Consider the following 18,554-nt stretch of genomic DNA (forward strand, 5'->3'; position numbering starts at 1 on the left):
CCCTCACAACCCGCAGTTTTCCCCCGCCTCACGCAAACCACCCTTAGGTAACCCCCATGACACACCAGCACGAGAGCATTCCCGATCTGATGCAAGAGGACACGTTCGAGGTCGTGATGCGCGGCTACAACCGCCGCCAGGTCCACGACTACATGATGCGAACCCGTAACCAGATAAGGGACCTGGAAGAGCGGCTGGCACGGGCCATCGAGCAGGCCGAGCAGGGCCGGATCGAGCTGGCGGAGGCCCGCCGGCGCATGGTCGAGACGCCGCAGAGCTACGAGGACCTCAGCCCCCGGCTCGCGCAGATCCTCCGGCTCGGCGAGGAGGAGGCCGCGGCCAAGCGCGAGGACGCCGAGGCCGAGGCCGCCAGCGTGCGCGAGTCGGCCAAGGCCGAGTCCGAACGACTGCTCAGCACCTCGCGCGAGACCGCCGACAAGATCCTCACCTCCTCACAGGCCGAGGCGGAGCGGCGGGTGAGCGAGGCCACCCTGGCGGCCGAGAACATGCTCGCCCAGGCGGGCAGCGACGCGGAGGAGCAGCTCACCTCCGCCCGCACCGAGGCCGATGAGACGTTGAAGGGGGCCAGGGCCGAGGCCGAGCGGCTGGTCACGGGCGCTCGCACGGAGGCCGACCAGACCATCACCAGCGCCAGGGCCGAGGCGGAGCAGGCCATCGCCAACGCCCAGGCCCAGGCCGAACAGACGGTGCAGTCCGCCAACGCGCAGGCCGAGCAGATCGTCACCAGCGCGCGCAGCGAGGCCGACTCCATGCTGGAGCAGGCCCGCCAGCGCACCGCCGCGCTGGACGAGCAGGCCGGGCGGCGGGTCGACTACCTGAGCAACACCCATTCGGAGGTCGTGCGCCGGCTCACGGAGGTCAGCGCGGTGCTCGGCGACCTCATGCGGGCGGAGGCGAACGCCGGCCCGCTGGTGCCCGAGGCGATCGCCCCGCCGGCCGCGCAGCCGGCCGTCGTCCATGACGCTCAGGAGGTCGCCCAGGCGGGCCCCCAGGCGGGCCCCCAGGCGGGCGCCCAGGAGGACGTACGCGTGGTCCTCGACCCCGAGGAGACGGTTGAGGTCGTCATCGACAAGGACGCGGCCGAGCAGCGGCCTCAGGCCCGGGAAGACGGCATCTCGGACGATACGGACGTCAACATCGTCCGGCTGTCAGAGGCGCACAAGTAGGTCGGAAAGCAGGCCCGCTCTTAGCTCTACGAGCGGGCCGGGCAGGCCCACGAGCAGGTCGTAAGCGGAAGCCCCCGCCCCCGATAGGGTCGGAGGCTTCCGCGTTCGTGGCCCCTCCTGTTTGGGGGCCCGGTACCGGGGCCGCCGAGACGCTGAACCCGGCACCGGGCTGCTCGTGTGCGCGGGCCGGGGAACGCTCCACGGCCCGCGTCAAGGAGGTGCGGGGCCGGCCCGCCACGTCTGGTGCTCGCCGGCCCGCCTCTCCTGGTCCCGGAGATGGTCGCGCAGTCCCTCCGGGTCGTCCGCGTCGATGGTCATCGCACATCCGGCATCGCGCTGCGCCACGCTGAGCGGATGGTGTCTCGTGGCCCACCAGCGGCCCGCGTCGCTCCGCCAGATGGTCCAGCGGGGGTACTCCCGGGCGATGTCGGCAAGATGTCGGTCACAGGACATCTCCGTCCGCCTTTCCCGGGCCCCAGGCGAGGTTCCATCTCTCTACACGATGCGCCACTTCTCTAGAGAATTTCTATGATCGTGACGGTCAGGTCAACCTATCGCTTGACAGATCGCCTTGAATCACGCGTCGAAGTCGTACTGGAGTACATAAGCCGCCGAGTCCAGCACCATCTCGTTGAGCTCGATCGGCAGCCCTCCCGACGTGTACGCGGTTCGCGAGATGACGATCACGGGCGTGCCGCCTGGCAGGTCGAGCAGCCCGCTCTCGCGCGGTCCCGGCATGCGGGCGCGCACCTCCTCGGTGAAGTGGACCGGAGGCAGCCCCAGATCGCCCAGCCGGGCGTAGACGCCGCCGGGGCCGGTGTCCGCGAGGGTGATCGCGCTTCCCTCGACCAGGTGGGCGGGGAAGTAGGACGTGGCCAGTTGCACGGGTCTGGTGTCGACCGAGTAGCGCCGCCGCCGTACCCACACCTCGACGCTTTCGAGTACCCCGGCCACCTCCTCGGTGGCGCGCTCCAGTGCCACCTCCACCCGGTCGACGGTGAACGGCCGCCCCCGCGCGTCGGCGTCCCAGATGGCCCGTCCCTGGCCCCACTGCTCTCGTGACAGGCGGCGCGAGCCGTGCCTGCGGATCGGTTTGAACAGCCGCACGTAAACCCCCGAGCCTCGTTTGGGCACCGCCAGTCCTTCGTTGATCAGTACGGCAAGCGCCTGCCTGGCGGTGGCTCGTGCGATTGCGTATTCGGCCATCAGCGCGTTCTCGCCCGGTAGTCGGTCCCCGTCGCGCAGTTCGCCGGACAGAATCCGGGCGCGGAGGCCGTCGGCGATGCGTCGATAGATAGGGGGCTCGTGGGGTACCGGGGATTCAGACAACTTTGATCACCCTCTGTCACCAACCGGGTAGTGGCGTCTCCAGAGAACTTGCCCCGTCTTGTCCACGATCGCACAGATGCAGGGCTTGGTCGCGGGCTGATTTTGAGAGGATCGTGCCCGTGTGGTGAATTCCGCGATGTTTTAGCGGACCGTTAGTGTGGAACGGTCCCGGCCGGTATTCGATCGGCCCACCAGCGGCGAGTAACCAAAGAGAAGATCACGGCGCCGGCCGTATTGAGGATGACGTCGTCCACGGACGAGAAACGACCCAGTCGCAGCACGTACTGGAGCACCTCGACCGTGACCGAAAATGCCGCCGCGACGGCCGCAACGCGGGCGGGAGAGGACATCGCCGCGCTGCGCACCGGCAGCAGCGCGCCCAGCGCGGCGAAAACCAGCAGATTGCCTCCCACCTGCACCAACACCGCTTCCCACGGTGCCGTCACCAGGTCCGCGAGGTCGGCGAACGGGACGAGGCCGACTCCCGGCTCGCCGTCGGAGGGCGTGAGGATCATCCAGATCCAGGGTGCGGTCCCGGCCGCGATGCCGACGTCGGCGATCGAGGTGCGCAGGGGTGCCGGACGGCCGGCGCGAGCGCGGTGGCGGCGGAGAACCAAGATTGCTAGCAAGGCGACAGGGAGTGCAAACGTACCAGCAATAATGACGTTTCCCCACAATTCCCACGTCCGCGCCATTCGACCATCATGGCGATTGATCTAGGGGTACCGGAAGATGTCCATCTGGACAGGTCTTATCGGGCGGGCAGATGCTCGTCGAGGAAGGCCATGGCGACCCCCCACGTACGCTCCGCCGCCTCCGGCCGGTAGAACATCGGCGCCTCGCTGTTGTGGAAGGCGTGGCCGGCCTCCTCCTCCACATGCATGATCACGTTCGGCCTGGACTCCGCCGCCTTCTCGACCACGGCCACCCGCTCGCGGGCGATGAAGGGGTCGGCGCCGCCGAAGACCAGCAGGAGCGGCGCCTGGATGCGCTCCATCAGGCCGGTGCCCTCGGGCACGGCCGAGCCGTAGAACGACAGCACCGCGGCCAGCTCGACCTGGGTGGCCAGCATGTACGCGAGCGAGCCCCCCAGGCAGAACCCGACCGCGCCGACGCCTCCGCGCACCTCGGGCAGCGCGGCCAGATGGGCGACCGTGAGCGCGCAGTCGGCCACGCCCTGGGCGAAGTCGAACCCCTCGGCCAGCGCGATGGAGGTCTGCGTGCCCTCGGGCGTGTGCTCGCCGACCCAGTGCGGCTGCAGCCGCCAGAACAGATCGGGCGCGGCCACCACGTAACCGCGCGAAGCCAGGTCGGCGGCGACCTTCTCGATGTAGGGGCCGACGCCGTAGATCTCCTGGACGAGCAGGATCCCCGGGCCGCTCCCGCCGTCGGGAAGCCACACGCGTACGTCGAAGGAGCCGTCATGGGCGGCGATGCTGTCTGTTCGGATCTGCATGTTCACCAGCATCGCTCATAGCGCCCGCCGCGATCCGGCGAGACGATGCGATCAGAGGTTCCGTGTCCCCGGGACGCTCGAAGGTCCACGAGCCGCACATCCGTCCAGACCGAAAGGCGAGGGAGAGATGAGGAGAGTGTTGTGCTGACCCATTTCATCGGTGGCGAGCCGGTGGCCGCGGGCAAGGCGTTCCCCGTGCACGATCCGGTGACGGGCGCGGTGGTCAGGCAGGTGCACGAGGCCGATCCCGAGGTCGTCGACCGGGCGGTGCGCGCGGCCAGGGAGGCGGCCCGCGACTGGGCGGCGCTGCCCGTGGGCGAGCGGGCCGGATGGATGCGGCGCCTGGCCGAGGGTATCGAGGCGCGCTTCGACGACCTGGTGGCCGCGGAGATCGCCGACACGGGCAAGTCGTTCGACCAGACCCGCACGCTCGACATCCCGCGCGGCATCGCGAACTTCCGCGCGTTCGCCGAGATCGCGGCCCAGCGTCCCGACGACGCCTTCCACCTGTCGGGGACGCTCAGCTACACCGTACGCAGGCCGCTCGGCGTGGTCGGGGTGATCGTGCCGTGGAACCTGCCGTTCCTGCTCATGACCTGGAAGCTCGCCCCCGCCCTCGTCTCGGGCAACACCGTGGTGGTCAAGCCGTCGGAGCAGACGCCAGGCTCGGCGGCGGTGTTCGCCGAGATCTGCGCCGACGCCGGGCTGCCGCCGGGCGTGGTCAACATCATCTTCGGGCACGGCCCGGTCGGGCAACTGCTGGTCGAGCATCCGGACGTGAACGGGGTCACCTTCACCGGGTCCACCAGGACCGGCACAGCGATCATGATCACGGCGGCCGACCGGGTCAAGCCGATCTCGTTCGAGCTGGGCGGCAAGAACGCCGGGCTGATCTTCGAGGACTGCGATCTCGACCGGGCGGTCGAGGGCGCGGTGAAGTCGGTCTTCACCAACGGCGGTCAGGTCTGCCTGTGCACCGAGCGGCTCTACGTGCAACGCTCGATCTTCGAGGAGTTCTGCGCCCGGCTGGCCGTGCGCGCCCAGGAGGTCGATCTCCAACCGATGATCTCGGCCGAACACCGTGAGAAGGTGCTTTCCTACTACGCCCTGGCCCGCTCGGAGGGAGCCAAGGTGCTGGCGGGAGGCGGCGTCCCCCTGTTCGGCGACCACCGCGATTCCGGATATTTCGTGGAACCGACGGTAGTGACAGGCTTGTCGGAATGGTCAAGGTTCAACAGGGAGGAGATCTTCGGCCCCGTGTGTCACGTCGCCCCCTTCGACAGCGAGGCCGAGGCGATCGACCTGGCCAACGGCAGCGACTACGGCCTGGCCGCCACGCTGTGGACCACCAGTCTCGACCGCGCGCACCGGGTGGCGCAGCGCCTGGAGGCGGGGCTCGTCTGGGTGAACACCTGGTACCTGCGCGACCTGCGCACGCCCTTCGGCGGGGTGAAACTGTCGGGCATCGGCCGGGAGGGCGGCACCCGGTCACTCGACTTCTACTCCGAACCCACCACGATCACCATCAAACTGGAGCAATCCGATGCATGACGAATGGTCCCAGGCAGTGAACGCGCACGCCCAGGCCGCGGACCGGCTGGCCGAGGCGGCGCTCTCCGGCAAGCCATGTGCGCCGATCAGGGACCTGGTCAGCACCGCCGCCGACGCGTACGCCGTACAGGAGATCGGCACGAAGCGGGCGCTGGCCGCGGGGCGGCGGCTGATCGGCCGGAAGATCGGCGTCACCAACCCGCTGCTGCAGCAGCAGTTCGGCATCGACCAGCCCGACTTCGGCATGTTGTTCGCCGACATGTACCACCGCGACGGGCTGCCGATCCCGCTGGAGCCGTTCCTGCAGCCCAAGGCCGAGGCGGAGGTCGCGCTGGTGCTCGGCGCGGACCTGGAGGGCGGGCCCTTCACGGTGGCCGACGTGATCAGGGCGGTCGACTTCGTGCTGCCGGCGATCGAGATCGCCGACTCCCGGATCGCCGACTGGGACATCACGCTGGCCGACACGGTCGCCGACAACGCATCGGCCGGCGCGTTCGTGCTGGGCAGCACGCCCGTCTCGCTCATGGGGCTGGACCTGCGGGCGGCCAAGATGACGATGACGCGCGGCGGCGAGGAGGTCTCGACGGGGTCGGGCGAGTCGTGCCTGGGCCACCCGCTCAACGCCGCCGTCTGGCTGGCCACCCGGCTCGGCCGCACCGGCTACGCGCTGCGGGCCGGCGACGTGGTGCTGACCGGCGCGCTCGGCCCCGTGGTGTCCATCGGGCCCGGAGACGTGTTCGAGGCGAGCGTCGAGGGGTTGGGATCGGTGCGGGCGGTGTTCGGGCAGTGAGGTCCAAGGCCATCCGCGTTCCGGGCAAGGCCGCACCGCGAGGCAGGTTCCCGCACGTCAAGAGGGCGGGTGACTTCCTGTACGTCTCCGGCACGAGCTGCCGGCGCCTCGACGACACGTTCGTGGGCGTGGAGGTGGACAAGCACGGCACGACGAACCTCGACATCAGGGCCCAGACCCGGGCGGTCATCGAGAACGTCGGCGACATCCTCAAGGCCGCCGGCGGCTCCCTGGCCGACCTCGTGCAGATCACCACATACCTGGTCAACATGAACGACTTCAGGGGCTACAACGAGGTCTACGCGGAGTTCTTCGACGAGGAGGGGCCCACCAGGACCACGGTCGCGGTGCACCAGCTCCCGCACCCCCACCTCCTCATCGAGATGCAGGCCGTCGCCTACCATCCACAGGAGCGATCATGATCGTCCCCATCGACTTCACGAAGTGGATCGACGAGCACGCCCACCTGCTCAAGCCGCCGGTCGGCAACAAGGTGGTCTTCGAGGAGGCGAACGACTTCATCGTCATGGTGGTCGGCGGGCCCAATTCCAGGACCGACTTCCACGTGGACCCGTACGAGGAGCTCTTCTACCAGATCCGCGGAAACATGCACGTCAACGTCGTCACCGCCGACGGCCCCGAGACCGTGCACGTCCGCGAGGGGCAGCTGTGGCTGCTGCCGCCGCGCGTGCCGCACTCGCCGCAGCGGCCGGAGGCCGGGTCGGTCGGGCTGGTGGTGGAGCGCATCCGCCCCGAGGGCGAGCCGGAGAAGTTCCAGTGGTACTGCGAGCGCTGCGGCGGCCTCGTCCACGAGGTCGAGCTGCGGGTACGCGACATCGTCAAGGACCTGCCGCCGGTCTTCGAGGCGTACTACGCCGACGAGCGGGCCCGCACCTGCGGCCGGTGCGGCGCCCTGCATCCGGGCAAGGGGTAGCCGGTCGTCCATGGTCATCGACGTCCACACGCACCACGTGCCCAAGGGCTGGCCCGACCTGGGCTGGCCCGGGGCGCCCCGGCTCCGGATCGACTCGGAGCGCGAGGCGACGATCCTCGTCGGCGACCGCAGTTTCCGCACGGTCCAGGACGACTGCTGGGACCCGCGGGTCCGGCTGGAGCGCATGGACGCGGACGGAGTGGACCTTCAGGTCGTCTCGCCCACACCGGTCTTCTTCGGCTACGACCGGCCGGCCGCGCAGGGCGTGCGGATCGCGCGGATCTTCAACGACCTGGCGCTGGAGATCTGCTCCGACGAGCGGTTGATCCCGTTCTGTCAGGTGCCGCTGCATGACCCCGAGCTGGCCTGCGCCGAGCTCGATCGTTGCCTGGCCGCCGGTCACCGGGGCGTCGAGATCGGCAACCACGTCGGCGACCGCGACCTCGACGATCCGGGCGTGGTGGAGTTCCTGCGGCACTGCGCTCACCGGGACGTGCCCGTCTTCGTGCACCCGTGGGACCTGCCGGCGGGCCCGCGGATGGCCCGCTGGATGGCGCGGTGGCTGGTCGGGATGCCGGCCGAGACCCACCTGTCCATCCTGGCGATGATCCTCGGCGGCGTGTTCGACCGGGTGCCGGACACGCTGCGGATCTGCTTCGCGCACGGGGGCGGCTCGTTCGCGTTCTGGCTCGGGCGGGTGGAGAACGCCTGGCACCGCAGGCACGACGTGGTCGGCGGCTCCGAGCGGCCGCCGTCCCGCTATCTCGGCAGGTTCCGCGTCGACTCCGCCGTCTTCGACGAGCGGGCGCTGCGCCTGCTCGTCGACACGTTCGGGGAGGACCGGGTGCTGCTCGGCAGCGACTTTCCCTATCCGCTGGGGGAGTCGCCTTCGGGCGACCTGATCAGGCGGGCGGGCTTCCTGTCCGGTACGGCCCGCGCGAAGCTGCTCGGGGGCAACGCGGAGGCGTTCCTGGGGCTGGTCCCATAATGGCGAAATAGGGTGATATTCACTATTTCGTCATGACAGGAGTGGCCGTGGACCGCGACCAGTGTCTCGCCCTCGACGCCGAGGATCCGCTGCGGGCCTTCAAGGACGAGTTCGTGCTGCCGGACGGCGTGATCTACCTCGTCGGCAACTCGCTCGGCGCGCTGCCCCGGCGTACGCCCGAGCGGATGCGGCAGGCGGTCGAGGACGAGTGGGGCGCGCAGCTCGTCGGCGGCTGGAACCACGCCGGCTGGTACGCCCAGCCCCTGACCGCCGGCGACCGGCTGGCACCCCTGATCGGCGCCGGGCCCGGGCAGGTCGTGGTGGGCAACACGACCTCGATCGCGATCTTCCAGGCGGTGGCGGCGGCGCTGGGACTGCGTCCCGAACGCCGGGTGATCGTCTCCGAGGTGCGGAACTTCCCCACCGACCACTACATCGTGCAGGGGCTGACCCGGCTGCTGTGCGGTGATCGTTACGAGGTGCGTGACCTGGCCGAGGGGCGCTTCGACGACGCGGCCGTGGTGCTGCTGTCGGAGGTTGACTACCGTACGGGCGCCCGGCGCGACATGCGGTCGATCACGGCCGAGGCGCACGCGGCGGGGGCGCTCATCGTGTGGGACCTGTGCCACAGCGTGGGCGCGATGGAGGTGGACGTCTCAGGTGCCGATTTCGCTGTTGGATGCACGTACAAGTACCTGAACGCCGGTCCCGGTGCGCCCGCATTCCTCTACGTCAGTCCACGGCATCAGGCCACCGCCGAGAACGTGCTGTCCGGCTGGCACGGTCACGCCGAGCCGTTCGCGTTCGAGCAGGACTTCCGGCCGGCCGAGGGCATCAGGCGGTTCGCGGTGAGCACTCCGCACGTGCTGTCGTTCGCCGCCCTTGAGGCGACGCTGGACATCTGGGAGCGGGTGGACCTGGCCCAGGTGCGGGCCAAGAGCATGGCGCTGACCTCGCTCTTCATCGACCTGGTCGGCGACGCGCTGGAACTGGTCTCGCCGGCCGACCCCACGCGGAGGGGCAGTCAGGTCAGCCTGCGCCACCCCGACGGCTATCCGGTGATGCGGGCGCTGATCGACCGCGGCGTGCACGGGGACTTCCGCGCGCCCGACATCCTCAGGTTTGGCTTCGCGCCGCTCTACATCGGCTACGCCGACGTGCACGACGCCGCCACGACCCTGCTGGAGGTGCTGGACAAGGAGCTCTGGCGCGACCCCGCCTACGCCACCCGCCTGGCCGTCACCTGAAGCTCGCCGGCAGCCCGGGAGAGCCCTCACCGCCACAGGTAACGCGTCTGGGACGACCGGGTCCCGCCGGCGAAGGCGAACGCCTTGTCCGGCCGGACCCGGTAGAGGTGGACGGTTCCGGCTCTGACGGCGTCGCCCACCTGGTGCCAGGTTCCGTCTTCACGGGTGAACTGCCAGCCATAAGCCTGTTCGAACGCGATCGTCACGGAATGCCGAGTGGCCTCGTCGGTGACCAGGCTCGCCGTGCCTTCGATGACGTAGTCGGTGCCGGTCAGGGTGTCGGTGCCGCCGGTCAGTGCGCAGTGCTGGTTGGTGCTGAGATTGACGGCCTTCTGCTCGTTCTCGCCGGTGATGAACCACATCGCGCCGAATGCCCAGATCGCCAGCAGCGGGGTCACGTGGGGCCGGCCGTCCCTGCGCACCGTGCAGAGCTGGAACTTCTGGATCCGGCGCAGGGCCCACTCCGTCTCCTCCCACGGTGTCGGGCTGGCGCCCGGCGTGGAGAAAGGGCCGAGGCTGGTCTGCGGCGCGGCCGGCTCGCCGGTGGTGGGCGTGGACATGATCTCTCCTGGTGATCGTGGTGGATCCGGCCCAGCCCCCGGCACCCAGACCCCGGCACCCAGACCCCGGCACCCAGACAGGGACAGCTCAGGGACGGGTGGCTCGGGCGGGTGCGTGATCGGGTGTGGACGGCTCAGGCCATTCTGGCGAGGTGGTCCGACAGAATCGTGGTGACCGAGAGCGCGGTGTCGAAGTTCGGGACCAGCCGCGTCTTCGTCAGTGCGAAGGCGACCCCGCGCGCTGGGTCCGCGTAGGCGTAGCTTCCGCCCCCGCCCGGCCAGCCGAACGCCACAGCGCCCTCTTCGGCGCCCTCCACGGCGTTCTCTTCGGCGTTCTCTTCAGCGGGCGCGCCGATCCGGCCGAGCGGGAAGCCCAGCGCCATCCGCGCCGGAGTGCCGAAGACCTGGTCCACGCCCTCGTACGCGAGCGCGGACAGTTCCCCCACCCGGGCAGAGTCCACGAGCTCGCCCCGCAGCAGGGCGTCGAACATCGCGGCGAGACCGCGCGCGGTGGAGATGCCCACCGACGGGATGTCGGCGCGCAGGATCTCGCCGTCGTTGCCGAAATCGGCGCTGGGCCCGCTCTCCCACGGCGCGAGGATCGCGTCATCGTCGTCCGGGACGGCGGGCCACCGCTCCGCCCGCTGCTCCAGGCGGGCCAGCTCCGGCAGGGACTCCGGCGGGGCGGCGAAGTAGAGCTGCCCCGCGATGCCGAGCGGCGTGGTGATCCACTCACGCAGCAGCTCGCGCATCGGCCGCCCGGTCGTTCGCCGGGCCAGCTCACCGACCAGATAGCCGAAGGTGTAGGCGTGATAGCCCATGGCGGTGCCGGGCGGCCGGCGCGGTTCGGCCGCGGCCAACGCCGCGCACACCCTGGACCAGTCGGGCAGCTCAGCCGGAGTGATCTCGCGCGGCATGGCGGGCAGACCGGTCGTATGGGTCAGTACGTGGCGCAGCGTCGTCGTGGCCTTGCCGCGTACCCCGAACTCGGGCCAATGGTCCGTGACCAGGCTGTCGTAGCCGAGGAACCCCCGCGCGACGAGCATGTGCGCGAGCGTCGCGGCGATGTTCTTGCCGGTGGAGAAGCTGAAGATCGGCGTGCCGGAGGTGAGCGGCCGTCCGGTGACCGGGTCGGCCGAACCGGCCACCGCGTCCACGATCAGCACACCGTTCTGGTAGACGGCGACCTGCAGGCCGGCCTCCACGCCGCTGCCGACGAGCGCGTCTAGGTGACGCTGGATCCGGTCCTGTAGATCACTCATCGCCGTTCCCGGCCCCCGTCTCCGGCCCCGTGTTGCGGCTCCATCTGGGCGTCACCTGGGGCCGAGTCCTCTTGACCGCGCGTTCGGCTGTCACCTGAGGTCGAGTTCTTTGACCGCGCGCTTGGGCGCGATGGCGCGGTAGCTCTCCTCGACCCAGTCGAGCAGCACCTCCGTCTCGGGCAGCGCGGACAGGAACGGCACGGTCACCCACCCGGCCTTGCCCAGCCCGTAACCGCTCGGCCCGGCCCCCTCGACGGTCAGCGCGTGGCCGTGGGCCTCCGACAGGAGCTTCACCCCGAAGGTCGGATCCCACTTCTCGGTCTGCTCGTCGATGCCGAGGAACAGGAAGACCTTCTTGTTGACCTTGATGACGGTCTCGCCCCAGGGATGATCCTCGTGGCTCTCGGGCAGGCCGAGCGCGAACGCGCGCAGCTCCTGCCTCACGTCGTGCCAGTCGCTCATGTTTTCGACATTAGCGCGGGGCGCGGAATTCTTCGAGCTTGCGCTCGATGGCCCCTCTGATCCGCTCGCGGGCCTCCATCCGCGGCACGCCGGACATGAGCAGGCTGTCGTAGTCGGTGTCGAGGTGCCGGACCGAGGCGATGACGGCCAGCGTGATGGCGTTCTCGTCGAGCGCCTTGGCCGCCGCCGACCTGCCGACCCGGCCGCTGCCGCGCAGGCCCGCGTGCTCGGCGATCTCCCGCGCGCGCTCCTCCGGGCAGCCGGGGAACAGCCGGGCGATCTCGGCCGCCATCCGCGCCTGGAACTCGACGTCCTGATCGGCCTTGCGCTCGCGGTCGCGCTCGCGGCGGCGCAGCCGTACCTCCTCGTCGGCCAGGCACCGCTCCTCCGCCGCGGCCAGCGCGGCCTCCTCCACCAGCAGGCCCTGGCGCTGGTAGAGCCGGCGCCGCCGGTTGTAGCGGACCACCACCGCCGACAGGCCGCTCTCCTGCTTGGCGCGGCGGCTGAGCGCGGCGTTTCCCGACGGCAGGAACACCAGGTGGTCCATGTCCGCGCAGGTCAGGCAGTGGGGCGCGTCGTCCTCCATGATCAGATAGGGGCCGGTGCCGGCGCAGGACGCGCACGTCCACTCGTCGAGCGGGGCCACCGCCACCAGGTCGGGCGCCTTGCTCTGCGCCTCGGTGAGCCGGCGCACCCTGGCCTCGCTGAGGTCGGGCGACAACCAGTGCACCCGGAACGGCTCCTGCGCGTGCGCGGCGGTGAAGCGCAGCTCGCGGCGGTCGCGCGTGCCCGCGACATACGGGGTGTCGACCGGTTTGAGCCCCTTGTCCCGCGCCCAGTCGCGCAGCAGGCCGGCCGTGGTCAGCAGGCGGTCCTCATCGACCGCCGCCAGCTCGGCTAGCGTGGCCACCCTGCCCTGCCGCCAGGTGTCCACGTGCCGGGAGTGCAGCCAGCGCAGCGCGGTCACCACGTCGATGAACGTCACGTACTTACGGGTGGTCAACGCGATCTCGGCCGCCTCGGCGACCCGCCGCGCGAGGTTGGGCTTGCTCACATGCTCTCCTTACGCCGACCCGAACGCGGGCCGTCGCGTCTCGTCGTCCCACGGTCCCAAGTTTGTCGTGAGATGGCGCGCCCCGAAGCTTTCCTTTGGACACTTGCGGCAAGTAACTCCTTCGGATCTGGTCCAGGAGGAAAATCGTGCGTCTGTTCTGGCCTGCCCTCCTCATGCTCGCCACCACGTGCGGGGTGGCGGAAGAGGGCACGCAACCCGTCGTCACGGGTCGGTTCGGCAGCAAGCCGAACGTCTCCATACCCTTGGGCCAGCCGGGGCGCACGCCGCGGATCACGGTGCTGTCGACGGGCAGCGGACGGCGTACGGTGCCCGGTGACGTGGTGCTCGCCGACGTGGACATCCGGCGCTGGTCGGGCAACCGTCCCTACCTGAGCACCTGGGACGGCAACCAGCCCACCACGGTCGTCTTCGACGGCAGGCAGGTGTCGGAGACCTGGCGGCAGGCCCTCATCGGGCGGCCGGCGGGCAGCCGCGTCATGCTGGTCAGCCCGGCCGGCGAGGCGAGGGGCCCGAACGTGCCGCTAGGCGGCTTGTCGCCCGCCGACACGCTGGTGCTCGTCTTCGACATCCTGGGCGGCTACCCGCCCGACGCCAGGCTCGTCGGGCGCGCGCTGCCGGTGGTCCCGGCCGACCTCACGCCGTCGGAGCCCGCCCGTACGCTCATCGACGGGTCGGGGCCCCGGGTCGAGCCCGGCGCGAAGGTGGTCGTCCAGTACGTGGCCGCGTCCTGGCCGTCGCGGACCGTGGTGGACTCCTCCTACCGGCGGGGCGGGCCGAGCGCGTACACGCTGGAGGCCGGCGCCGCGCCCATGTCCTGGGTGAAGGCGCTGACCGGGCAGCACGTCGGCAGCCGGGTGGCCGTGCCGTCGCCGGGCGAGCTGCCCATGCTGTACGTGATCGACATCCTCGACATGATCACCGCCGCCTAGCCCGGAGCCGCCGCGAAGCCGTCGCGGTGCGGGCCCGGCGTGGGCCCGGCCGGGGCCGGTCGTCAGGAGCCGGAGACGATGCGGCGGACGAGACGCCTGATCTTCGAGCCCTGCTGCGGCGTGCTGCGCAGCGCCTCCAGCGCCTGCTCGGCCGTGGGCCGCTTGGCGGGCGAGTGGTCGAGCATCCGGCGGACCACCTCGGGCACCTCGGGGCCGCCGTGGGCGTCGGCGCTGGTCGGCAACTGGCCGGTGAGGACCTGGTAGGCGATGGCGCCGGCCGCGTAGACGTCGGAGGCGGTCGTCATCTGGTCGGGCCGCTCCTGGCACTCGGGCGCCACGTAGTGGGCGTCGAGCACGTTGCCCAGCTCGTGGGCCACGGTGTAGTTGCGCGGGCCTGGCTTGGCGTAGTCGAACCCGGTCAGCACGGCGTGCCCGGCGTCGGTGACCAGGAGCGAGGCCGGGGTCAGGGCACGGTGCACGACGCCGTTGGCGTGGGCGTGCGCCAGCCCGCGCAGCAGGTCCTGGATCACCGCCATCGGGGCGGCGCCCTTGCCCATCGCCAGGTGCAGCGCCTGACCGTGGACGTCGTCGAGCACCAGCACGAACCGGCTCTCGTCGTCGATGGCGAAGAAGTCGCGCGAGCGCACCACGCACGGATGGGGCGGGATGCGGGCCAGCGACTGGTAGGCGTTGGCGATGCGCTGCCGCTCGGCCGCCCGCGCCTCGTGGTCGGCCAGCGGATCGGCCTGGTAGACCCGCAGCAGCACGGTCTCGCTGCCCGGCAGCGTGGCGTTGAACGCGCGGTATTCGGTGACCTTGGCGTCGCCGCCGAGCTGCTCCTCGACCTCCCAGTTGCCGAACCTGGGCGGCGCGGTGCTGCGGCGCACGGTCTGGTTGAGCGCGTCGAGGATCGCCGTCAGGTACGGCTTCGCGTCGGGGCTGCACCCACGCCTGACCCGCGAGACGTCGCTCAGCGTGGCCAGCAGGCCCGGCAGGTCGGTGACGTTGACCGCGTCGCGCCCGGCCGGGTCGATCAGCTCGGCGTCGGGCGAGGTGAGCACGACCAGGCTGTCGACGTAGACCCGTTCGAGCTGGGTGGCCCTGGACACCAGCAGGCCCTTGAGCGCCTTCGCGGTGCCGCGCAGCTTGGCCACGGGCGAGCCGAACGCCTCCCTTCGGGGCGGGAACCAGCGGGTGCCGGACACCTCGATGCGGCCCCTGGTGCCCTTGACGTCGACCACGACGAGCGAGTGGCCGGTCAGCACGATCAGGTCGACCTCGAACACGTCGTGGCCGCGCGGGACCTCGACGTTGTGCAGCAGCAGCCAGTCGCCGGGCGCGTGGTCGCGCAGATAGGCGATCACACGCCGCTCCGCGTCGTTCACCGGGCGTCCGCCGCCGACGATCTCTGCCATGACCACTATCCTCGCATGGGATCGCATTGACAACATACTGTCGTAATGACAAGATGTTGTCATGAAGCGAATCGCACACCACGCCGTCTACGACACCCTCGCCGACTGGGAGACCGGTCACGCGACCGCGCATCTGCGCAACGGCCGCTACATGCGCGAGCCCGAGGGCTACGAGATCGTCACGGTCGGCCTGACCCGCGACCCCGTCGTCACCATGGGCGGCGTGCGCCTCACACCCGACCTGGCGCTCAGCGACCTGTCGCCGGCGGAAAGCGCGCTGCTCATCCTGCCCGGCGCCGACCTGTGGGACATGGGCGACGAGCTCGCGCCGTTCGCGCGCAAGGCGGGGGAGTTCCTCGACGCGGGCGTGCCGGTGGCGGCCATCTGCGGCGCCACGGCCGGACTGGCCCGTGAGGGGCTGCTCGACGAGCGCGACCACACCAGCGCCGTGGTGCACTACCTCCAGGCGCAGCCGGGTTACGTCGGCGCCGGGCGCTACCTCGACCGGGACGCGGTGCTCGGGGGCGACCTCATCACGGCCGGGCCGACCGAGCCGGTGGCCTTCGCCAGGGAGATCTTCCGGCGGCTCGCCGTCTACCGGCCGGAGGTGCTGGACGCCTGGTTCCGGCTGTTCGCGCACAGCGACGCCACGGCGTTCGAGGTGCTGGCGGCCGCATGAGCGAGAGCGCCGAGCTGTTGTCCGGGATGGCTCTGGGGTCGTTCCGGCTCAACGGGCAGTTCCTGCACGTGGCCGAGGAGCTGGCCCGCCCGGCGGGGATGACGGCGGCGTGGTGGCAGGTGCTCGGAGCCGTCCTCGCCGAGCCCCTGCCCGTCGCCGGGATCGCCCGCGTCATGGGGATGACCAGGCAGGGCGTGCAGCGGATCGCGGACCTGCTGGTCGAGCGGGGGCTGGCCGAATACCGGCCCAACCCCGCGCACCGGCGGGCCAAGCTGCTGCGGCCCACGGCCGAGGGGCGGGCGGCCATCGACGAGATCACCCCCGGCCATCAGGCGTTCGCCGACCGGCTCGTGGGCGAGCTGGGCGTCGAGACGGCCCGTGACTGCCTGGAGGCGCTGCACCGTCTGTCAGCGGCTCTCGACCGGATCGGCGGCCACCCCTGACGGCCACGTCGCGGCGCGAATTCTGCGGCGCGGTTTGAAGACCGACAGCGCCGTGGCCGTCATCAGCATGGCGATCTGCAGGCCCAGCGCCGCCACCTGACCCCACTGCGGTGCCTCCGCCACGGACCGGCCGCCCGAGGTGGCGGCGGCCATTCCCTCCGGATCGAACAGGAACATGCCCACGCCGACCACGGCCAGCAGCAGCACCAGCTTGGCCGCCACCCAGTAATGGCGAAACAGCCCCCAATGGCTGGTCAGGCCCAGAGTCATGCCGCTGATCAATGCGATGAGGCTGAGCGGTATCCCGCCCGTGAACACCAGCGGCGCCATCAGCTGATAGGCCGAGTGGGTCAGCGCGGGATCCTTTGCCAGCGTCGCCGCCGTATTCAGCACGACCAGGCCCCACACCTCCCCGGCCAGCGCGACCGAAGCGATGACGTGGATTACCACGATCGTCTTCCTCATTCGTGGTCGCATCTCACCCGCCTCCTTTCCGTGCCCAGGCGGTCATCCTCACCGTTCCGTCCGGCCACGACGTCCCCCCTCGGGCGGACGCCCGGATACGCCGCCGGGCGTACGCGATATTCAAGTTTCGGGCGATCCTTGCCTAACCGGTGGTGAACTAATACGCGGGTATTCTCGCGGAGAGCCAAAACAGATGTCGATTTCCGGCCTTCTGGTGGAGCGTAAATACCGGGCGCGGTCGACGGGCGTGAAAACACCGTGCCAAGAAAGAGAGGGTCCGGCTTGACTCCCAGCAGGGCCAAATGAGTTGCGGTTCTCGCTGCCTGCCGCGATTGTTATTGGCGGCACCTCACAGCCCTGCACAAACGACTATGGCGTCGGGATTTCCGCGCCGATCCATGGAGGAAAGCACACATGATCCGTCGCATTCTCGCCGGTGCCGCGATCGCGGCCGTCGCACTCGGTTTCTCCGCGTCCGCGGCCTCGGCCGACGTCGGCCCCAACCCGCACAACAGCGGGCAGAGCATTCTGAGCCAGTTCAGCATCCTGGACGACCTGACCGCGCTGAACGACGTCCTCAACGACTCCGTCAAGTACGTGGACGTGCTGACCATCGCCCACCTGCAGGACATCGACGCCGACGTTCTGAGCAACGTGGAGAACTCCGGCGACAACAACTGACGACTCCTCACATGGCGTAGGCAGGAAGGTGATCGGCGGCTTTCCGAACATGCGGAGAGCCCGCCCGGCCAAGATCGTCTTTCTGGTGCCTTGAGGTAGGCCGAATGTACGGGCCGTGGACATCGCGACCACGGCACTGGCTTGGTGCGCACCGAGCTACGCGCATCGCGCGGTCCGGGTCGATCACTGCAGGACGACCCCGGGCCGCGCGATCGTCGTTTCCGCCGGAGGCACGTGCCGGTGCCCCGCTTCACGCCGGCGGGTCGAGGTTCGCCGCGGTCTCGCTCGGCCGGACCACTCCCATGAAGGTCGGCCGATCCAGCGGATCCACCCGGACGAACTGCCCCGTCTGCGGCGCGTGCACCATCCGCGTCGCGTCCACCGCCACGGCGACGTGCTCGGGCCCGGGACTGCCCGGGTCGTTGTCGTAGAAGACCAGATCCCCCGGCTCCACCTGCTCCCTGTCCACGCGGATCCCCGAGCGCCACTGCTCGTGCGTGGTCGTGCCGATGAGCACCCCCGCCCGCGCCCAGGCGTACTCCGTCAGGCCCGAGCAGTCGAAACCGAGCGTCTTGGCGCCTTTCCCGATCCCGAATCCGGGCCCGCGCACCCCGCCGCCGCCCCACGAATAGGGAATTCCGATCATCTCCATCGCCGCCCGCGCCGCGATGGCCCCGGCCCCTGAGCGCAGCGCCGAGACGGGCCGGCATATTTGCGCGGGACAGCCGTCGACGGCCGCCGCGGCAGTGACGGGAAACGCATTGACAAGTGTGCCCGCCAGCACCGCCGACAGCACCGTCATTATTCCGTTCATGGCATATTCAGCGCTCCTCGACTCGTTTATGCCGAGCCCGTGGTCACGGCGCTCCACCGTTAACATTCCGCCCTGCCTATGCGGATAAAACGCCCTTTGGGCAGGCGGGGTGCGCGTATGGCCATAAGATGAGTAATTGCCGTCATGCCGCCCGGGGCAAAGCGGGACTACTCGGTACATATCCCGACTGGGGCTGATCGGCAGCCAAGGAATTGGTGCGCGTATTTGACTTCGACTTAGCGTGGCCGGGTTGCGGCGCGCCGACGGGCCGCGAGATTGTTATTCAG

Annotated in this window: 21 protein-coding genes; 11 read left to right on the forward strand and 10 right to left on the reverse strand. The window is 70.1% G+C overall.

Going from position 1 to position 18,554, the window contains the following annotated elements:
• Positions 1-56: 56 nt before the first annotated feature.
• Positions 57-1,187 (forward strand): coiled-coil domain-containing protein, encoded by a 1,131-nt coding sequence (locus tag ABFX54_RS00545; RefSeq protein WP_346100846.1) that lies wholly within the window; start codon positions 57-59, stop codon positions 1,185-1,187.
• Positions 1,188-1,763: 576 nt separating this feature from the next.
• On the opposite strand, the gene ABFX54_RS00550 is transcribed toward ABFX54_RS00545, so the two are convergent.
• From ABFX54_RS00550 to ABFX54_RS00560, 3 genes are all read right to left on the reverse strand, one after another.
• On the reverse strand, positions 1,764-2,516 hold the full coding sequence (locus ABFX54_RS00550) for a GntR family transcriptional regulator (RefSeq protein ID WP_346100847.1): 753 nt from the start codon (positions 2,514-2,516) through the stop codon (positions 1,764-1,766).
• 152 nt (positions 2,517-2,668) lie between these two features.
• Positions 2,669-3,211 (reverse strand): VanZ family protein, encoded by a 543-nt coding sequence (locus ABFX54_RS00555; protein WP_346100848.1) that lies wholly within the window; start codon positions 3,209-3,211, stop codon positions 2,669-2,671.
• A gap of 56 nt (positions 3,212-3,267) precedes the next feature.
• Positions 3,268-3,972, reverse strand: a complete 705-nt coding sequence (locus tag ABFX54_RS00560) for a dienelactone hydrolase family protein (RefSeq protein ID WP_346100849.1) — start codon at positions 3,970-3,972, stop codon at positions 3,268-3,270.
• A 141-nt stretch (positions 3,973-4,113) separates the two neighbouring features.
• Here ABFX54_RS00560 and ABFX54_RS00565 point away from each other — a divergent pair, with 141 nt between their 5' ends.
• The 6 genes from ABFX54_RS00565 to kynU are packed head-to-tail and all read left to right on the forward strand — an operon-like array spanning position 4,114 to position 9,482.
• The gene (locus ABFX54_RS00565) at positions 4,114-5,523 is read left to right on the forward strand and encodes an aldehyde dehydrogenase family protein (RefSeq protein WP_346100850.1); all 1,410 of its coding nucleotides are present in this window, start codon (positions 4,114-4,116) and stop codon (positions 5,521-5,523) included.
• The gene (locus ABFX54_RS00570) at positions 5,516-6,313 is read left to right on the forward strand and encodes a 2-keto-4-pentenoate hydratase (RefSeq protein ID WP_346100851.1); all 798 of its coding nucleotides are present in this window, start codon (positions 5,516-5,518) and stop codon (positions 6,311-6,313) included. The genes ABFX54_RS00565 and ABFX54_RS00570 overlap by 8 nt, the downstream gene beginning before the upstream one ends.
• Positions 6,310-6,735: a RidA family protein gene (locus ABFX54_RS00575; RefSeq protein ID WP_346100852.1), complete on the forward strand. Its 426-nt coding sequence runs from the start codon at positions 6,310-6,312 to the stop codon at positions 6,733-6,735. The genes ABFX54_RS00570 and ABFX54_RS00575 overlap by 4 nt, the downstream gene beginning before the upstream one ends.
• Positions 6,732-7,247, forward strand: a complete 516-nt coding sequence (locus ABFX54_RS00580) for a 3-hydroxyanthranilate 3,4-dioxygenase (RefSeq protein ID WP_346100853.1) — start codon at positions 6,732-6,734, stop codon at positions 7,245-7,247. Before ABFX54_RS00575 ends, ABFX54_RS00580 begins: the two co-directional genes overlap by 4 nt.
• A gap of 10 nt (positions 7,248-7,257) precedes the next feature.
• Positions 7,258-8,235 (forward strand): amidohydrolase family protein, encoded by a 978-nt coding sequence (locus ABFX54_RS00585; RefSeq protein ID WP_346100854.1) that lies wholly within the window; start codon positions 7,258-7,260, stop codon positions 8,233-8,235.
• Positions 8,236-8,267: 32 nt separating this feature from the next.
• The gene (gene kynU, locus ABFX54_RS00590; protein ID WP_346100855.1) at positions 8,268-9,482 is read left to right on the forward strand and encodes a kynureninase; all 1,215 of its coding nucleotides are present in this window, start codon (positions 8,268-8,270) and stop codon (positions 9,480-9,482) included.
• Between the two features lie 26 nt (positions 9,483-9,508).
• Here kynU and ABFX54_RS00595 read toward each other — a convergent pair whose 3' ends face one another.
• From ABFX54_RS00595 to ABFX54_RS00610, 4 genes are all read right to left on the reverse strand, one after another.
• Complete coding sequence (locus ABFX54_RS00595) at positions 9,509-10,042, reverse strand: pyridoxamine 5'-phosphate oxidase family protein (protein ID WP_346100856.1); 534 nt, start codon at positions 10,040-10,042, stop codon at positions 9,509-9,511.
• A 134-nt stretch (positions 10,043-10,176) separates the two neighbouring features.
• Positions 10,177-11,304, reverse strand: coding sequence for a serine hydrolase domain-containing protein (locus tag ABFX54_RS00600; RefSeq protein WP_346100857.1), 1,128 nt, complete (start codon positions 11,302-11,304; stop codon positions 10,177-10,179).
• A gap of 90 nt (positions 11,305-11,394) precedes the next feature.
• Entirely contained in the window at positions 11,395-11,766 is a 372-nt protein-coding gene (locus ABFX54_RS00605; RefSeq protein WP_346100858.1) for an MmcQ/YjbR family DNA-binding protein, read from the reverse strand.
• A gap of 10 nt (positions 11,767-11,776) precedes the next feature.
• Positions 11,777-12,820 (reverse strand): DUF2293 domain-containing protein, encoded by a 1,044-nt coding sequence (locus tag ABFX54_RS00610; RefSeq protein WP_346100859.1) that lies wholly within the window; start codon positions 12,818-12,820, stop codon positions 11,777-11,779.
• Between the two features lie 146 nt (positions 12,821-12,966).
• Between ABFX54_RS00610 and ABFX54_RS00615 the strand changes: the two genes are divergently transcribed.
• Positions 12,967-13,770, forward strand: coding sequence for an FKBP-type peptidyl-prolyl cis-trans isomerase (locus ABFX54_RS00615; protein ID WP_346100860.1), 804 nt, complete (start codon positions 12,967-12,969; stop codon positions 13,768-13,770).
• A gap of 62 nt (positions 13,771-13,832) precedes the next feature.
• On the opposite strand, the gene mads6 is transcribed toward ABFX54_RS00615, so the two are convergent.
• Positions 13,833-15,185: a methylation-associated defense system protein kinase MAD6 gene (gene mads6, locus ABFX54_RS00620; protein WP_346100861.1), complete on the reverse strand. Its 1,353-nt coding sequence runs from the start codon at positions 15,183-15,185 to the stop codon at positions 13,833-13,835.
• Positions 15,186-15,246: 61 nt separating this feature from the next.
• Here mads6 and ABFX54_RS00625 point away from each other — a divergent pair, with 61 nt between their 5' ends.
• Positions 15,247-15,864 (forward strand): DJ-1/PfpI family protein, encoded by a 618-nt coding sequence (locus ABFX54_RS00625; RefSeq protein ID WP_346100862.1) that lies wholly within the window; start codon positions 15,247-15,249, stop codon positions 15,862-15,864.
• Positions 15,861-16,307, forward strand: a complete 447-nt coding sequence (locus ABFX54_RS00630) for a MarR family winged helix-turn-helix transcriptional regulator (RefSeq protein ID WP_346100863.1) — start codon at positions 15,861-15,863, stop codon at positions 16,305-16,307. Before ABFX54_RS00625 ends, ABFX54_RS00630 begins: the two co-directional genes overlap by 4 nt.
• Here the strand turns inward: ABFX54_RS00630 and ABFX54_RS00635 are convergent.
• Positions 16,272-16,772, reverse strand: a complete 501-nt coding sequence (locus ABFX54_RS00635; protein ID WP_346100864.1) for a hypothetical protein — start codon at positions 16,770-16,772, stop codon at positions 16,272-16,274. The genes ABFX54_RS00630 and ABFX54_RS00635 overlap by 36 nt on opposite strands.
• Positions 16,773-17,186: 414 nt before the next feature.
• Here ABFX54_RS00635 and ABFX54_RS00640 point away from each other — a divergent pair, with 414 nt between their 5' ends.
• Positions 17,187-17,453 carry a hypothetical protein gene (locus tag ABFX54_RS00640; RefSeq protein ID WP_106246008.1) on the forward strand — a complete coding sequence of 89 codons (267 nt, stop codon included), beginning with the start codon at positions 17,187-17,189 and terminating at the stop codon, positions 17,451-17,453.
• 250 nt (positions 17,454-17,703) lie between these two features.
• Here the strand turns inward: ABFX54_RS00640 and ABFX54_RS00645 are convergent, their stop codons facing one another.
• Positions 17,704-18,267 carry a C40 family peptidase gene (locus ABFX54_RS00645; RefSeq protein WP_346100865.1) on the reverse strand — a complete coding sequence of 188 codons (564 nt, stop codon included), beginning with the start codon at positions 18,265-18,267 and terminating at the stop codon, positions 17,704-17,706.
• Between the last annotated feature and the right edge of the window lie 287 nt (positions 18,268-18,554).

It is taken from the genome of Nonomuraea maheshkhaliensis (assembly GCF_039529435.1).
Classification (GTDB): Bacteria; Actinomycetota; Actinomycetes; order Streptosporangiales; family Streptosporangiaceae; genus Nonomuraea; species Nonomuraea maheshkhaliensis.

Coding starts and splice junctions, on each gene's coding strand:
- ABFX54_RS00630 (WP_346100863.1), top strand. CDS start 15,861: ATGAGCGAGAGCGCCGAGCTGTTGTCCGGGATGGCTCTGGGGTCGTTC.
- ABFX54_RS00585 (WP_346100854.1), top strand. CDS start 7,258: ATGGTCATCGACGTCCACACGCACCACGTGCCCAAGGGCTGGCCCGAC.
- kynU (WP_346100855.1), top strand. CDS start 8,268: ATGACAGGAGTGGCCGTGGACCGCGACCAGTGTCTCGCCCTCGACGCC.
- mads6 (WP_346100861.1), bottom strand. CDS start 15,185: ATGGCAGAGATCGTCGGCGGCGGACGCCCGGTGAACGACGCGGAGCGG.
- ABFX54_RS00640 (WP_106246008.1), top strand. CDS start 17,187: ATGATCCGTCGCATTCTCGCCGGTGCCGCGATCGCGGCCGTCGCACTC.
- ABFX54_RS00605 (WP_346100858.1), bottom strand. CDS start 11,766: ATGAGCGACTGGCACGACGTGAGGCAGGAGCTGCGCGCGTTCGCGCTC.
- ABFX54_RS00645 (WP_346100865.1), bottom strand. CDS start 18,267: ATGAACGGAATAATGACGGTGCTGTCGGCGGTGCTGGCGGGCACACTT.
- ABFX54_RS00600 (WP_346100857.1), bottom strand. CDS start 11,304: ATGAGTGATCTACAGGACCGGATCCAGCGTCACCTAGACGCGCTCGTC.
- ABFX54_RS00545 (WP_346100846.1), top strand. CDS start 57: ATGACACACCAGCACGAGAGCATTCCCGATCTGATGCAAGAGGACACG.
- ABFX54_RS00635 (WP_346100864.1), bottom strand. CDS start 16,772: ATGAGGAAGACGATCGTGGTAATCCACGTCATCGCTTCGGTCGCGCTG.
- ABFX54_RS00555 (WP_346100848.1), bottom strand. CDS start 3,211: ATGGCGCGGACGTGGGAATTGTGGGGAAACGTCATTATTGCTGGTACG.
- ABFX54_RS00595 (WP_346100856.1), bottom strand. CDS start 10,042: ATGTCCACGCCCACCACCGGCGAGCCGGCCGCGCCGCAGACCAGCCTC.
- ABFX54_RS00580 (WP_346100853.1), top strand. CDS start 6,732: ATGATCGTCCCCATCGACTTCACGAAGTGGATCGACGAGCACGCCCAC.
- ABFX54_RS00625 (WP_346100862.1), top strand. CDS start 15,247: ATGAAGCGAATCGCACACCACGCCGTCTACGACACCCTCGCCGACTGG.
- ABFX54_RS00570 (WP_346100851.1), top strand. CDS start 5,516: ATGCATGACGAATGGTCCCAGGCAGTGAACGCGCACGCCCAGGCCGCG.
- ABFX54_RS00560 (WP_346100849.1), bottom strand. CDS start 3,972: ATGCAGATCCGAACAGACAGCATCGCCGCCCATGACGGCTCCTTCGAC.